Source organism: Pontibacillus salipaludis (assembly GCF_014642405.1).
Classification (GTDB): Bacteria; Bacillota; Bacilli; order Bacillales; family BH030062; genus Pontibacillus; species Pontibacillus salipaludis.
On the sequence record NZ_BMIN01000004.1, the window covers coordinates 21,169 to 35,311 of the forward strand.

Annotated in this window: 19 protein-coding genes; 6 read left to right on the top strand and 13 right to left on the bottom strand. The window is 39.0% G+C overall.

The window, feature by feature from the left end; translation table 11 throughout:
• The first annotated feature begins 12 nt into the window (after positions 1-12).
• Complete coding sequence (locus IEW76_RS05765) at positions 13-741, top strand: ABC transporter permease (RefSeq protein ID WP_188652275.1); 729 nt, start codon at positions 13-15, stop codon at positions 739-741.
• A gap of 45 nt (positions 742-786) precedes the next feature.
• Here the strand turns inward: IEW76_RS05765 and ytkD are convergent, their stop codons facing one another.
• Positions 787-1,263 carry an RNA deprotection pyrophosphohydrolase gene (ytkD, locus tag IEW76_RS05770; RefSeq protein WP_188651781.1) on the bottom strand — a complete coding sequence of 159 codons (477 nt, stop codon included), beginning with the start codon at positions 1,261-1,263 and terminating at the stop codon, positions 787-789.
• A 38-nt stretch (positions 1,264-1,301) separates the two neighbouring features.
• Positions 1,302-1,892 carry a hypothetical protein gene (locus tag IEW76_RS05775; protein ID WP_188651783.1) on the bottom strand — a complete coding sequence of 197 codons (591 nt, stop codon included), beginning with the start codon at positions 1,890-1,892 and terminating at the stop codon, positions 1,302-1,304.
• Between the two features lie 104 nt (positions 1,893-1,996).
• On the opposite strand from IEW76_RS05775, the gene IEW76_RS05780 reads away from it, so the two are divergent.
• A complete protein-coding gene (locus IEW76_RS05780) occupies positions 1,997-2,836 on the top strand; it encodes a DUF6612 family protein (protein ID WP_188651785.1) in 840 nt (279 codons plus the stop codon).
• A gap of 42 nt (positions 2,837-2,878) precedes the next feature.
• Here IEW76_RS05780 and IEW76_RS05785 read toward each other — a convergent pair whose 3' ends face one another.
• Positions 2,879-3,238, bottom strand: coding sequence for a hydrolase (locus tag IEW76_RS05785; protein ID WP_188651787.1), 360 nt, complete (start codon positions 3,236-3,238; stop codon positions 2,879-2,881).
• A gap of 125 nt (positions 3,239-3,363) precedes the next feature.
• On the opposite strand from IEW76_RS05785, the gene IEW76_RS05790 reads away from it, so the two are divergent.
• Positions 3,364-3,621: a DUF6154 family protein gene (locus IEW76_RS05790; RefSeq protein WP_188651789.1), complete on the top strand. Its 258-nt coding sequence runs from the start codon at positions 3,364-3,366 to the stop codon at positions 3,619-3,621.
• A gap of 139 nt (positions 3,622-3,760) precedes the next feature.
• Here IEW76_RS05790 and IEW76_RS05795 read toward each other — a convergent pair whose 3' ends face one another.
• From IEW76_RS05795 to IEW76_RS05810, 4 genes are read right to left on the bottom strand one after another with little or no spacing between them, the layout of a single operon-like run.
• Positions 3,761-4,507 (bottom strand): hypothetical protein, encoded by a 747-nt coding sequence (locus IEW76_RS05795; protein WP_188651791.1) that lies wholly within the window; start codon positions 4,505-4,507, stop codon positions 3,761-3,763.
• Entirely contained in the window at positions 4,488-5,318 is an 831-nt protein-coding gene (locus IEW76_RS05800) for an ABC transporter ATP-binding protein (RefSeq protein ID WP_188651793.1), read from the bottom strand. The genes IEW76_RS05795 and IEW76_RS05800 overlap by 20 nt, the downstream gene beginning before the upstream one ends.
• Before the next feature lie 14 nt (positions 5,319-5,332).
• A complete protein-coding gene (locus IEW76_RS05805; protein WP_188651795.1) occupies positions 5,333-6,388 on the bottom strand; it encodes a FecCD family ABC transporter permease in 1,056 nt (351 codons plus the stop codon).
• Positions 6,385-7,389, bottom strand: a complete 1,005-nt coding sequence (locus IEW76_RS05810) for a FecCD family ABC transporter permease (RefSeq protein WP_036787521.1) — start codon at positions 7,387-7,389, stop codon at positions 6,385-6,387. Before IEW76_RS05810 ends, IEW76_RS05805 begins: the two co-directional genes overlap by 4 nt.
• Before the next feature lie 178 nt (positions 7,390-7,567).
• Here IEW76_RS05810 and IEW76_RS05815 point away from each other — a divergent pair, with 178 nt between their 5' ends.
• Both IEW76_RS05815 and IEW76_RS05820 read left to right on the top strand, forming a co-directional pair.
• Positions 7,568-8,536, top strand: coding sequence for an ABC transporter substrate-binding protein (locus IEW76_RS05815; RefSeq protein ID WP_188651797.1), 969 nt, complete (start codon positions 7,568-7,570; stop codon positions 8,534-8,536).
• Between the two features lie 172 nt (positions 8,537-8,708).
• A complete protein-coding gene (locus IEW76_RS05820; RefSeq protein WP_188651799.1) occupies positions 8,709-9,380 on the top strand; it encodes a serine/threonine protein kinase in 672 nt (223 codons plus the stop codon).
• Positions 9,381-9,519: 139 nt separating this feature from the next.
• On the opposite strand, the gene IEW76_RS05825 is transcribed toward IEW76_RS05820, so the two are convergent.
• Entirely contained in the window at positions 9,520-10,146 is a 627-nt protein-coding gene (locus IEW76_RS05825; protein WP_188651801.1) for a YpjP family protein, read from the bottom strand.
• A gap of 126 nt (positions 10,147-10,272) precedes the next feature.
• Positions 10,273-10,695 (bottom strand): metallothiol transferase FosB, encoded by a 423-nt coding sequence (gene fosB / locus IEW76_RS05830; protein WP_188651803.1) that lies wholly within the window; start codon positions 10,693-10,695, stop codon positions 10,273-10,275.
• 132 nt (positions 10,696-10,827) lie between these two features.
• Between fosB and IEW76_RS05835 the strand changes: the two genes are divergently transcribed.
• On the top strand, positions 10,828-11,304 hold the full coding sequence (locus tag IEW76_RS05835) for a hypothetical protein (RefSeq protein WP_188651806.1): 477 nt from the start codon (positions 10,828-10,830) through the stop codon (positions 11,302-11,304).
• Between the two features lie 93 nt (positions 11,305-11,397).
• On the opposite strand, the gene fabI is transcribed toward IEW76_RS05835, so the two are convergent.
• The 4 genes from fabI to IEW76_RS05855 form a co-directional block, all read right to left on the bottom strand.
• Positions 11,398-12,177 (bottom strand): enoyl-ACP reductase FabI, encoded by a 780-nt coding sequence (gene fabI, locus IEW76_RS05840; RefSeq protein WP_188651808.1) that lies wholly within the window; start codon positions 12,175-12,177, stop codon positions 11,398-11,400.
• Between the two features lie 17 nt (positions 12,178-12,194).
• Entirely contained in the window at positions 12,195-12,377 is a 183-nt protein-coding gene (locus IEW76_RS05845; protein ID WP_188651810.1) for a hypothetical protein, read from the bottom strand.
• Positions 12,378-12,527: 150 nt separating this feature from the next.
• On the bottom strand, positions 12,528-13,175 hold the full coding sequence (locus IEW76_RS05850; RefSeq protein WP_188651813.1) for a redoxin domain-containing protein: 648 nt from the start codon (positions 13,173-13,175) through the stop codon (positions 12,528-12,530).
• An 89-nt stretch (positions 13,176-13,264) separates the two neighbouring features.
• Positions 13,265-14,137, bottom strand: a complete 873-nt coding sequence (locus tag IEW76_RS05855) for an EamA family transporter (protein ID WP_188651815.1) — start codon at positions 14,135-14,137, stop codon at positions 13,265-13,267.
• Between the last annotated feature and the right edge of the window lie 6 nt (positions 14,138-14,143).

The window sequence follows — 14,143 nt, forward strand, 5'->3', positions numbered from 1 at the left end:
AAGCGTTCAATAATGATATGGCAATTGATTATATTTACTAGCTTCTTTAGCCTTTGGGAGATAAGCAGTCGCCTACGGTGGGTTGATCCACTCCTCTTTAGTTCACCAACTAAAATTGGCGATCTGCTTTTAGCTAAAATCACTGATGGCTCAATCTTTATGCATATGCGAGTCACGCTTTTAGAAACAGTAGCAGGCTTCTTGCTTGGAACCGTTCTAGGTATTTTATTAGCTGCTACTTTATGGTGGTTTCCAAAACTATCTAAAATCATTGATCCTTATCTTGTTATTTTAAATGCAATGCCTAAGGTAGCACTAGGACCGATTATTATCGTTGCGCTAGGACCCGGCTATTTCTCTATCATCGCAATGGGAGCTATCATTTCCGTCATCATTACAACTATTGTTGTTTATTCAGCATTTCAAGGGGTCGATAGAAATTACGTTAAAGTCCTTAGAAGCTTTGGTGCGAATAGATTCCAAATCTTCAAAGAAGCTATACTCCCCGCTTCCTTCCCTACGATTATATCGACCTTCAAAGTAAATGTTGGGCTCTCATGGGTTGGAGTAATCGTTGGTGAGTTCCTTGTATCTCAAAAGGGGTTAGGGTACTTGATTATTTATGGCTTCCAAGTATTTGACTTCACACTAGTCCTTGCAAGCCTTATGATTATTGCGATTTTTGCTGCTATCATGTATCAACTGGTGGAACGGTTGGAGCGAAAGTTAATAAGGGGATAAACGCATTAAATGAGTACAGTACAAAAAAACTCAGCATCTCGGAGACTAATCCAAGAGCTGAGTTTTCTTAATGTAATCTAAACTGTGAGGTAGTACCTCATCCTTCATCATAAAGCTAAACTGAGTGTTTCGCTCTAACCCTTTCGGTAAGGTATCTAAGCATACAGGACCTTTCGTTTCGAAATAGGTCTCCTGTTTAGTGAGGTTCGAAATGGTTGCGAAATAAATATTCTTTATTATACAACCGCCTTTACCATCCACATGATACTGACCGATATACGATAAGGCTTCAACCTCTCCCCCAGTCTCCTCCATGACTTCACGAACCGCTGCTTGTTCCGGAGTCTCTCCTTCTTCTACTTTCCCACCAGGAAATTCGATTCCTCGATCTTTATGCTCGGTAAGTAGCCATTTTCCATTATAACGACTAATAACCCATACATGTTTTGGGTGTTCAGAAAAAGGATGATCGGTAAAAGAAAGCTTCACTTCATTATGGTAATAATCATAAAACGTAATCAATAACGATCAACTGCCTTTATTGCTTCATTTCCTATTCACTATGAATGGTTTATTCCATCAATAATCCAACCTTCATTTGTATGAGTAAAGACAAATGAAACCGTGTACTTTCCATAAAGCTCACTTGTATTATGTTGAGTAACAGCTATACGTCCATCCTCTAATGTTTCAGTTGTGTAAGATTCGTTTTCTTGAAACCAAGGTGGTGTATCAGTTGGAAGGATATACAGTCCATTATTATATTCTTTATAATAAAAATCAACATATTCCTTTGCAACAGATTTATTTGCTATGGATGAAAACGACTCAATTAATTCTTCTTTGCTATCATATGCCACTACACGAGAGTCTTGATTGGACTTTTGTACAAGTTGATCCATAAATTCACTAGTGACTGATGTTATAATTTTTTCTGTTAAAACCTCTTTTTGTTGATTTTTATTGGAAGAAGTTGTTAATTCGGGTTTCTGTTGCTGTTTTTGGTGGAAAGTTATCTCTGTATGACCGGTGTGATCAGATCCAGATAATTGGTCCTGCGCATTTAGCGAATTAGGCTGTTGATTTGATATCACTACGAGTAACGCTACCAAAATAATAGGAATGATTGCAATTGACTTACCTAGGTTCATATCTGTTGCCCCCTGTTTCTTATGGTGTGTTAATAACCTATTTCCTTTTTGCAGCACGAAATAAACTCAAATTCAACTAATTTGATTCTAAGGAGAGAGTAATTATGAAAAAACATGTACAAATCTGGTCAGCTTTATGCTTTATACTGGTCATCACGATAGGATGTTCTGGTCAGTCTGAAGAAAGCGGAGCAGAAGGAGAGACCACTGAAGAGAACAAAGACCTTTCTGCTGCAGAAGTTTATGAGAAATCATTAGAAGCTACAGAGGAGCTAAAAAGCTTCTCGTTAGCTACTGATATTAAACAGTCAGTTAGCATGGGCGAACAAGAAGAAGAACAAAAGATAGAGCTGTCTTCAGAAGGCGACTTCACCATGGACCCTCTTTCTTATCACCTAGTAACAGAAGCCATGGGACAAAACATCGAAATGTACTATATTCAGGATGGCCTTTATTTTAAAGATCCAAACAGCGGAAATTGGCTTAAAGGCCCAAAAGACTTAATTAATCAGTTTAGTCAGGCAGGTACAATGCAACAGAGCCCAGAAAAACAACTTGAAATGCTACAGGATTATTCAGATAGTCTAACTATGGATGAAACAGAGGATGGCTATGTTATACATTTAGAAGCCAATGAGGAAGATATGAAGCAGTTCATCGAAAAGGCTTTATCAAACGGTGGGGCTGTCCCCAAAAATACAATAGAACAATTCACAATCGATCATTTGGCCTTTGATCTTACAATAAATAAGGATCAATACTATCCAAAATCATTAGATATGAAAATGGATATCTCATTGGAGCAGCAAGGTAGCACAGTCTCCGTTAAACAAGAGATCAAATCAAATTACGATGAGTACAATGAGATTAAGGAAGTTCGTATTCCAGAAGATGTGAAAGAAAACGCAGAAGACATAAGCAATATGCAGGGAACCACTCCATAACACAGAACAAGAGGTCGCTACTTAGCGACCTCTTGTTTCACATTAAGTTAAGGGGTTCTCTTCTCCATAGATCTTATCAGAATCTTCGTCGTGATCCATTCCTATTGACTTAATGAACTGCTTCGTTTCGTCGTCGCCCAACTCATAAATCATTTTGTAAGCTTCGCGCATGGAGTAATCATAATCATCATTTTGTGAGTCCTCAGAATAATGGCGAAAAGGAATATGTGATCTCCAAAACGATCGCTCATCTGCACTAAATACTTCGTTAAGTACTTGGCGTAGTCTGAACATTTCCTCTTCTGTCGCCTGAATGGTAAATACGTCATTATTACCATCACGAATTTGCGAAATCTCTTGAGAACCCAGGTTAATATAAAACGTTCGCTTCTTATTTTCCATTAACTTCACCCTCCTATTCTTTACTTTTTGCACTTATTTAACGAATTATGAACAACATTTAAAAAAAGCCGCATAAGGTAATGAACAAAGATAGACTTTTGAGATTGAGGGAAAGGAAGTTGATTATGAAATTTGCTGATAGCTTATCTGAACTTTATAAGAAGTATTTCGAAACGGACGATTACTTACCTCTATTTGTCCACTCTATTATTGAGCAGATGGACCACAAAGATTTGCTCCAGATTGTTAAGCAATGCCAAGAAGAGGAGCTCCAGGAATTCGTAGCAAGTTATATTATCGAAAGAATGAAAAAGACTTCTACAAATTCCATCACCCCTCCTTCGCCTTATTCTACTAATAAACCACAGAAGAAAGCTTTATAATTCATCGACTTTTTGAACTTTCTTTAAACTTATAAACTCCTACTCCCCCTTCACGTGTCCCTAAATTCCAAAGCCAGGTGGATGGAATCCTCATCTTTCCATCCACCTCACGTGTTTCATACATAAAAAAAAGCCGCTTCTAGTTTTTTAGAAGCGGACAGACTTTGCAATAGGAATGCTCATTATTTAATTGGTAGGTCAAACAACAGAACCGCCGCTTCTCCTCTCCCCTTTCTTTACGTAAGGCAAGATCAGTAATGGGGTTTTGTTTTTGTTGGAATACAGTTCCTTCTATACTACGTATAGTCTGGTAGTCCTGCAACACAGTATTCGCTTGCTCTTCGTTAACAATTTCATAAGCAAACTGTTCATAAAACCAGTATACATAAGTAGCGAAGTTTTCCCACATTGTCTTCATGGGTAGCTTTGTTACTTCTTGCACTGTAGTGAAAATCGGCAAGACCATTGTTTCAATCATTACGGTGAAATAGTGTGCTACAGACTTTTCTCTTTCCCTATTTTCTATGAGCAGGGTACGACGGGACTCATTGCTCCATTTGGGAAACCAACTTTTTTGGTCATCCAAGCGAATCAACTTCTTATCCTCCACTTCTACTACAGGCAATTTTGAATGAAGAGTCATAGGGGCAAGCATACCCGTTACAAAATAATAACCTAGCCTTTTCGTAATCATAGAAGCAGTAGCGATCGAAGAATCAGACTCTATAAATGAATCAACCTGTTCGAGTATTTCCTTAAATTGCTTCACATCCCTAAAAGCATCTAGTGAAATCTCTTCCAACCGTTGCTCGCCTATATGATAAGTTGGATGATAGTATCGAAAATAATGATGTAATACATCAATTTCATCCAACGTTAGGTTCATTAGACATCACACTTTCCTTAATTAAACAACGACCACGCCCATAAGGAATGCACATTGGTGTTCCAAAGATGGGGTCACTCGTAACGTTACAAGTCATACTGAACACATCTTGAACAAACTTACATGTCACGATCTCTTCTGGTTTGCCTTGAGCGTAAACAGTCTGATCTTTTAAAGCCACAATATTATGAGCATATCGGGAGGCTAGATTCAGATCATGAAGCACCATGACAACGGTTCTTCCTTCTCTTTCATTTAGCTCAAACAATAGGTCCAGTATTTCAATTTGATACGTCATATCCAAGTATGTCGTCGGCTCATCAAGTAAAATGATATCCGTATCCTGAGCAAGGGTCATCGCAATCCAAGCTCGCTGTCGCTGCCCACCTGATAACGAATCAACCGTTCTCTCTTTCAATTCTTCAAGATTCGTGTCTCGAAGAGCTTGCTCTACTGCATCTTCATCATCTTGCGACCATTGCTTGAACCAGTTCTGATATGGATAACGACCTTGTTTAACGAGTTGTAGGACCGTTAATCCTTCTGGGGTCACCGGACTTTGGGGAAGTATAGCAAGTTGCTGCGCTACTGATTTAGTGGACATTTTTGAAATGGCCTTCCCATCCAAAACCACGTTTCCACTGTGAGGTTTCAATAAACGAGCCATTGAACGGAGAAGGGTAGATTTTCCGCAACCGTTTCCTCCAACGAAGACTGTAATCTCTCCCTTTGGTACCTCTATATTTAAATCATTAAGAATTGTCTTCTCTCCATAGCCAAGCGTTACATGATCTGTTTTTAAATTATTCATGTCAACCTCTCCTTTTAAGCCCGCTTATTTGAAAATAATAAAAAGATAAAATAGGGCGCTCCAATTGTAGCTGTAAACACACCAGCAGGAACAATGTTAGGCAAGAAAAGTGTACGCCCAATTAGGTCAGCCCCTATTACTAGAATCGCTCCAATAAGACCTGAAAGGGGTAACAGGGCTCCATACGAAGAGCCTACAAGTCTTCTCGCTATATGCGGGGCCATTAAACCAACAAAGCCAACTCCTCCAGCGAAAGAAACCGCAATACCAGCTAGTGCTGTACTTACTAATAAGAACAGGAAGCGATCCCGTTGCAAGTGAGAACCTACTCCCGCCGCTAGTTCTTCTCCGAGCTCTTGTACGTTAATCCTTCTTGAAAGTAACAAGGATACAAAGACAAGAACAAGAATAGAAGGAACAATGATCTTCACTTGGTCCCAATTTGCTCCATAAACACTTCCGGTTAACCAAACATTGGCTTGTGATGCACGGTAAATAGGACCTACGATCATTAACGTATTCGTTATGGCTTGAGTAAGGGCAGAAAGTCCGATACCGATTAATATGATTCTCATCGGCGAGACACCATTCTTATAAGCTAATAAATAAACAAAGACACCTACTAAGCTCGCACCTATAAATGCCGCAACTGGCATCCAATGAATACTAACTGTTAAAGAATCAGTCTCATCGCTAAATAGCGTTAAGAATAATACAACCGCTACAGCGCCACCACCTGATATCCCGATAATATCAGGGGAAGCAAGAGGGTTTCGAATCATCCCCTGAAGAATAGCACCACTTAAAGCAAGGCCTATCCCGACAAACAGAGCCACAATGATTCGCGGAAGTCTCAATGTTTCAATGATTAAATTCTGTACATCCGTTCCTCCTCCGAAGAATACCGTGACCGCATCAATTGGAGGGATGAATGTTTCCCCTAATGATGCAGACATGATAAACAAAACGCATAACAATCCTAAAAATAGGCTAAAATACGTCAGAGCCCGTTTTTCAAGAAAAAAGGATATTCGATCTTTTTTGGAGCGTATCTTCACATATTTACTCATGTTGATTTCAATCCTTTTCGGGCAATATAAATAAAGAATGGAGTACCGATTATTGCCGTCATAACTCCGACAGGTACTTCTTCTGGCATAATAATATATCTAGCACTAATATCAGCTAACAGTAAGAGAATTCCACCTAATACGGCGCAATAAGGCAAGATCCATCTATGATCATAACCGACAATGTATCTAGCAAAGTGGGGTACAACAATTCCAATAAAACCAATAGGTCCTGCAATAGCTACTGCTCCTCCAGACAGAAGAACAGTAAGTACTCCAGCTGACAGCTTTATGTAGGCTGTCTTTTGCCCTAGACCTTTTGCCAAATCTTCTCCCATTGTTAATATATTTAAATGCTTACCGATTAAAAATGTACCGATCCACCCTACAAGAATGTAAGGGGAAAGTTGTTGCAAATAATCAAGGTTTCTTCCTTGCACACTTCCAGCTAACCAAAAGAGCACTTCATCTAAGGCTTTTTCATTTAATACAAGAATACCTTGAGTTAATGATGAAAATAATGCCGCAATAGCTGCTCCCGCTAATGTTAAGCGCACAGGCGTTAATCCTTCTTTTCCTATTGAACCTATTGCATACACAATAGTCGCAGCAACCGCTGCACCTGCAAATGATACCCAAGCCATCATTCCAAGGGGAAGAGATTGAAAGACAGCAATAGCCATAACCACGAAAAATGAAGCACCTGCATTCACTCCAAAGATTTGAGGAGAAGCGAGTGGGTTTCTGGTTAAAGCTTGAAGTAAAGCACCAGCTAAAGCCAGTGATCCTCCCACACATGCTGCAATAAGAACTCTTGGCAATCGCAATGAACGAATTACGATTAAAGTGTTATTCTGCTCTTGTGTCGTAAAAGCTTTCCAAGCATCGCTGAACGAAACGTCCGTATATCCAAGAACAAGACTTAACCCCATACATATCACTAACAGAACAACACTTACCAAAAAACCGATTCCTTTTGTTCTATTCGACTGCAAAACCATATTCTTCCCCTACCTAACGTAACTTACATACTACTCTTACTTACAAGTGTATGGATTCTTTTAGGTGCTGTCAACGATTATGAGAATCATTGTCATTTATACTTGACTCTGTTACAAAATAAGGCTATGATCAATTTAGTTGTAAATGATAATCATAATCAATTAGGAGGACATAACGATGAACAAAAAGCATTTTATACTTAGTTTTATGTTACTATTGACGATTGGATTACTGGCTGCCTGCGGAACATCTTCAGAAGACTCATCTTCAAATGACGAAGATAATGGCGACAATAGTGACTTCGAACCTTACACAGTTGAACACGCTATGGGAGAAACAACCGTTAAAGAGAAACCTGAAAAAGTTGTAATCTTAACGAACGAAGGAACAGAAGCGCTCCTAGCTCTTGGCGTCACACCAGTTGGAGCAGTTCAATCGTGGACTGGCGATCCATGGTACAAACATATTAGCGATCGCATGGAAGATGTAGAAGTAGTCGGTACCGAATCAGAAGTCAACATTGAGAAAATCATTTCTTTAGATCCTGACTTAATTATCGGAAATAAATTACGCCAAGAAAAAATTTATGACCAGTTAAATGAGGTTGCCCCTACCATCTTCTCGGAAACCCTTAAAGGAGAATGGCAGGATAACTTTAAAACATACGCTAAAGCGTTGAACATGGAAGATAAAGGGGAAGAACTCTTAACAGAATACAATGAGCGCTTAAACGACTTTGCTGACCAGGCAGGGGACAAACTAAATCAAGAAGTTTCTGTAGTTCGCTTCCTCCCTGACCACGCTCGTATTTATCAGAAAGATTCTTTCTCAGGGGTTATTCTAGAACAGATTGGCTTTGAACGTCCGGAATCTCAAGATGTGAACGAATTTATGGAAAAAGCAACGAAAGAACGTATTCCTGCTATGGATGGAGATATCTTATTCTACTTCACATATGAAACCGGTGACGGTGCTGCTACAGAGCTAGCAGAAGAGTGGATGAACGATCCATTATTCCAAAACCTTGGAGTCGTTCAAGAAGGCAACGTTCACGAAGTAAGTGACGCGATTTGGAACACAGCTGGTGGCTACATTGCAGCAAACGAAATGGTAGATGACCTAGAAGAAATTATATTGAATCAATAACATGTATAAACCGCCTTATGACTTGTTAGCACAAACAAGCATAGGCGGTTTTATTTGTTTGTTCATCTCCAACAGTGCATGTAATCCCCCCTTAAAAGTCTTACTATTAGGGAATATTGTAAGGAACAGAATCATAGATTAACCAAACACCTTAAAGAAAGGCGTTGTCGCCATGCCACACCTTCACGTACCTGCAAGTATTGACTATATACAAGTGATATCTAACCCTCATAACGAGCCAGTAACTATAAAAGAAATTCCTCCTAGATTTGAATGCGTAGGAGTCGGGACAGACGCAGCAGTTTTCCGTCATAAAGAACAACCACATCTCGCTTATAAAGTTTATGGCGAGGACAAACTTCATAAAAAGGAAAATGAAGAGAGGGTATACAAAACACTTGGATCCTCCCCTTACTTCTCTATCTTTTATGGATCTGGGGATCGTTACATTGTCCTCAGCTTTGAAGAAGGGTTATCTCTCTACGACTGCCTACTTCGAGGGGTGAATATTCCCCATCAAGCAATAGAAGACGTAGAAAAAGCCCGGATGTTTGTCAAAGAGAAGAGTTTAAATCCAAGAGACATCCATTTAAAAAATATACTCTTACAAGACGGACGCGCCAAAGTAATAGATGTATCAGAATATGTTCATGAAGGAAATGATTTCAGATGGGAATTTTTAAAAAGAGGATACGAGGAATACTACCCTCTTATTAAAGAAAGGCCTATTCCACTCTGGGTCTTAGAAACTTGCCGTAAATGGTACAACCAAACAAAAGATAGCACGTTTCAATTTGAAGACTTTATGCAAAAGATTAAGAAGCTAAATCCTTTTTGGAAGTAACCCTCCCTTCTAAGATAAAGTCTCGAAAAAGAGCCCAGACGTTGTTAACGTCTGGGCTCTTTATTATAGTTTGTCTATCCTAATTGGTGTTTAGTTGAGAAAGGAATCAATTCTTATAAATCATAATTAAAGATTGTAGTTAGGCCATCCATTTAGGAGGGGTATTTTTATCCCAATACAAGTCAGCAATAGCAAAGTGTTTCTCAAACTGATCTTCGCTTACGTGATAATGGAAATTAAACCAATGTCCTTCCCCCGGACGATTGTCACGCCTCACATCAAAGCGGGCCAGTTCAGCATTGGTATTAGTGTTATAAACATGGAAGATTTTCTCCCCATAGCCAGGTGCTGGATCTAATGTAATAGCATAATTTGAAACCTCGTCCTCTTCTACTTTCTCCATGACATGTCTCACTTCATTTTCAATATTGTTTAATATGTCATCCATAAAAATTGGATCGACTTTCTCAACAATACGAGGACCAAGTTTAGCCATCGTTTGTTCTTTAGCGACCTCTCCAAGATTTGAAAGATAATGTTCAGGATCTAACTGAGGAACATCCTCCGATAAATCAGGGAGGTCTAAAAAGTGGTCAGAATCAGTTGCATTTGTCGATGACGCTTTTTTCTCTTCTATATTTTCTTTCGGTGAGAAGGCTTTATTCTTTTCTGTTGCATCTGCATCTAGTGTCGTAGGAGGTACATATAATCCTAGCGTCACAATTGCGGTTAATATTGTAAAGGTTTTCCGAACCCAACGCTTCATAAATAAGCAAACTCCCTTTTATGTACTTTTACACTTTGTTTTTTTACTATTCTATCACGATCTAGCTTATTTTCCATCAAACTTTAATCCTTACTTTTTAAACAATCTGCAAATTGAATGCGCTTTCTATGTATAGAATCTCATATTCTCTTTTTCTTGTCGATAGTAAGATAAACGATCCTCCCTTGTACCAGTATGAAACTCAAATTTATGTCCGTCAGGGTCTGTGAAGTAAACGGATTTCTTGTCTAGATCGTCCCGCTTACGCCCATTTAAAATCCGGACATGTAATGACTCCAAATGAGATACCACCTCTTGGAAATCTTCTTCTCTCACCGAGAACGCTATATGTGTGTAGGATTCTTCTATCTCATTACGCGGAATATTTTCTTCTTTATTTAGAGCGATCCATAACCCATTAAGATCGAAATAAGCAGTCCTTTCTCCCTCTACCAAAAGTGTCGCTCCAAATACCTGTTCATAGAATTCTATAGACCTTTCTAAATTTGAAACAGAAAATGTCATATGGTTAATTCCTTGTAAATTCAAATCGCCACTCCCTTTCTCTTCATACAATTACGATTCAACCTGCATTCCGTTTCATAAAAGTAGCATGTAAAGTGGTGTTTTCAGCATATACTTCCTTCAATAATAGCGTTTATCGTTAAGGAGGGAGTCAAAATGAAAAATCCTGCTTTTATTGCTGTCTTAATCGGGGCAATCGCACAAGCTCTACTAAATATGTATATTATGGCTTGGACTGTAATCGGGTTTTTATTTGCGTTTTTTATAGGCGGATCGTCTTTCTTCATATCTAATGAATATCAGTGGTTTCCCGATCCTGGAGCGAATGAATTTTTGCAATTTGTTAGTACAATGGCGATTTTGTTTATGGTTTTTGCGGCTATATTCCTTGTAATCAGCTTAACCACAAATGTATTGACTTTTCTTGCAGTCCACTACATCAGGACAGCCATACGACACTCTCGTACACTTATCTTCCTCATTATCGCTACCATCACACAAGTTGGCTTTGGATTACTCACCCTATTTGAGCCCATTACATGCACCTTATTCTTCATCACAGCTTTATGTTATTTAACAGGAATCATTCTATTGTACAAAGCGAAACACTCTACAACAGAACCCACTTCATAATAGAAAGTAAAACAGAAACGTTAACCTTAACCGACACATTTTAGAGAGCCAATTGAAAAAGAGGTTCCTTTTGCAGGAACCTCTTTTCATGCTTCATCCCATAATGTGGTAACCAGAATCCACATATATAATTTCTCCTGTCACTCCTCTGGACAAATGACTCAGCAAGGAAAGGGTCATATCGCCCACTTCTTCTTGGGTGACATTTCTCTTTAGAGGAGACTCCTCTTCAATCTTATGTAAGATGTCATTGAAAGATGGCACACCTTTAGCAGCAAGGGTACGGATTGCTCCAGCAGAAACAGCGTTTACTCGAATGTTAAACTCTCCTAAGTCTGATGCCAAATATTTCACAGTTGCTTCTAGAGAGGCTTTCGCAACACCCATCACGTTATACCCCTTCACCACCCTTTCTGCCCCTAAATAACTCATTGCAATAATAGAGCCCCCTTCTGTCATATAAGGTCGACTCGCTTTTGCAACAGCAATTATAGAGTATGCACTTGTATCTTGAGCAAACGCATAGCCACTTCGGCTTGTATCAAGGAAATTTCCTTTTAAATCTTCTGAGTGAGCAAATGCGATGGAATGAACAATACCGTGAATGGTTCCTACCTGCTCTCCAATACTTCGAAACGCTTGATCAATGCTTTCATCGTTATTTATATCACACTGCACAATATGAGTTGCTTCTAGCTTCTGATCACTAAGAATTTTGACTAGTTTTTTATACGATCGTTCTTTTCGATAAGTAAAAATAACATTAGCACCAGCGTCAAAAAGTGACTTTGCAACTCCCCACGCAATACTACGCTCATTTGCTACACCCATTACAACAAAATTTTTGTCTTTAACTTTTAATAAGTCATTCATCACATTCGCTCCCATTTCTATCTATTTTTAGGCTTCCAGAGCCGAAACGTGGAAGTAAGGACAAATCCAATTCCTAATATAATATATAAAGGCTCTCGCGCTGGACCACCTTCACTAATAAGTGCTGATGTAATAAGTCCGATAGCAAAAATAAGCATAAAAGAATGAAAACCTACTTCAAATTTCCTGTAGCTGCTCATATTGTCTCCTCCCTCACCGTTTATGTATGTTCTATAATTTTCCTATAATTCTATTAAACTAGCAAGTCGATCAGTCAGAAAGTATGCATAAAATGCCCTATTATAAATAAGAGCCCTAGAGGAATCATCCCCTGGGCTCTGGTCATTTATTTATAAGCTTTTAAGCTTCTCTACTACTTCAGAAGGTTCAACGCGGTCTTTGTAATCGGCTTTAGTATATTCATAAGTGATTGTTCCGTCTTGTTGGATAATATAGGTGGCTGAGACCGGAAGCGTCCAATTATCATCTCCGTTATGCCTATCTACCTCAAGACCTTTCTCTTTATAAACATCTACAAGATAGTCAGGAAGCTGGTAAACTAAATTAAATTCATCGGCCACTTTATTACCCTCATCACTTAACACCTGGTATTGCAGATCATTTTTTTCTGCAGTAGTCATAGAGTGGTCAGGGGTTTCAGGGCTAATCGCAATTAGTTGAGCCCCTTCAGCGTGGATTTCCTCAATTAATTGCTGGTAAGCACGGAGCTCCATATTACAGTATGGGCACCATCCTCCACGATAGAAAGTAACAATTGCAGGACCAGATTGGAGCTGCTGGTATAGATCTACAGAATCTCCTTTAGCATTTGGCAAGCTAAACGCTGGAGCTTTCTCTCCTACACGTAAACCTTTTCCTTGGTCAGATGATTCAAGTTCTTCAATAGCGCTTTGCATTTTATCTTGAGTATCTTGTGAAGCATTAGATTTAAATTTTTCAATATATTCATTGTATTGCTCTTGCATATTTGTCTTCATTAAAAATCTCTCCTTATTTACCGTTTAGGCTAAGACGCCCAATTTAAAGTATAAGGGAAATGACTAGTAGACCATACTAATTTGCATCACTATCCACTTCTAGCAAGGATATTAGGATAAACAATCCCCAAAAAGATAATAGCAACACCGCACCATTGAATCACCGTAACATGCTCCTCAAGAATCACCATTGATAATAGTACTGCAACGGGTAACTCAGCAGAACCAAGGATGCTGCCAAGTGCTGATCCAATTTTCGGCATACCATAAGCAAAGAGGAGGGGAGGGATCACAACTCCAAAAAGGCCCAGTAAAATTCCAAAATAACCGAAAGATGTGATCACAGTTGGGTCTAGGCCTTTACTAAGAATCGGAGAAAAAATCACAACAACGACAATCATGCTTCCAGTAACCATATAATAACTTCTTTGAATAGGAGGCAGTTTAGGGAGGACAGTGGCGTTGGTTAGTATAAATAAAGCAAAAGAAACCGCCGCCAGCAAACCATATATAACTCCAATTAAACTCGCTCCTGCCTCCTCCCCATTTATCACCCCACTCGCTAGAATCGTTCCAATCATTAAAATGAGCACACTAAAGGTTGTGACCTTATCAGGACTCCGCCTATAGATTAAGAATTCAAGTAAAAATCCAATCCAAACAAACTGAAAAAGTAAAATGATGGCTAGCGAAGCTTCTGTAGTAACTAAAGAAAGGTAATAAAAAACACCAACCAAGCCTGTAGGTATACCTGCAAGCATAAGTTTGATTTTATCTTTTAGTCCGATTTTTTGTTTCCTTTTCGTAAAGAAAAAACAGACGAATAAAACGGACCAACCAATTAGGAATTGTCCCACAGTAACTAGCGATGTGTCTGCACCGGTTCTATATGCAAGCTTTACTATGGTTGATAACACCCCGTACGAGCATGCTCCAATAAAAACAGCTATGATGTACCGCATTCCTTA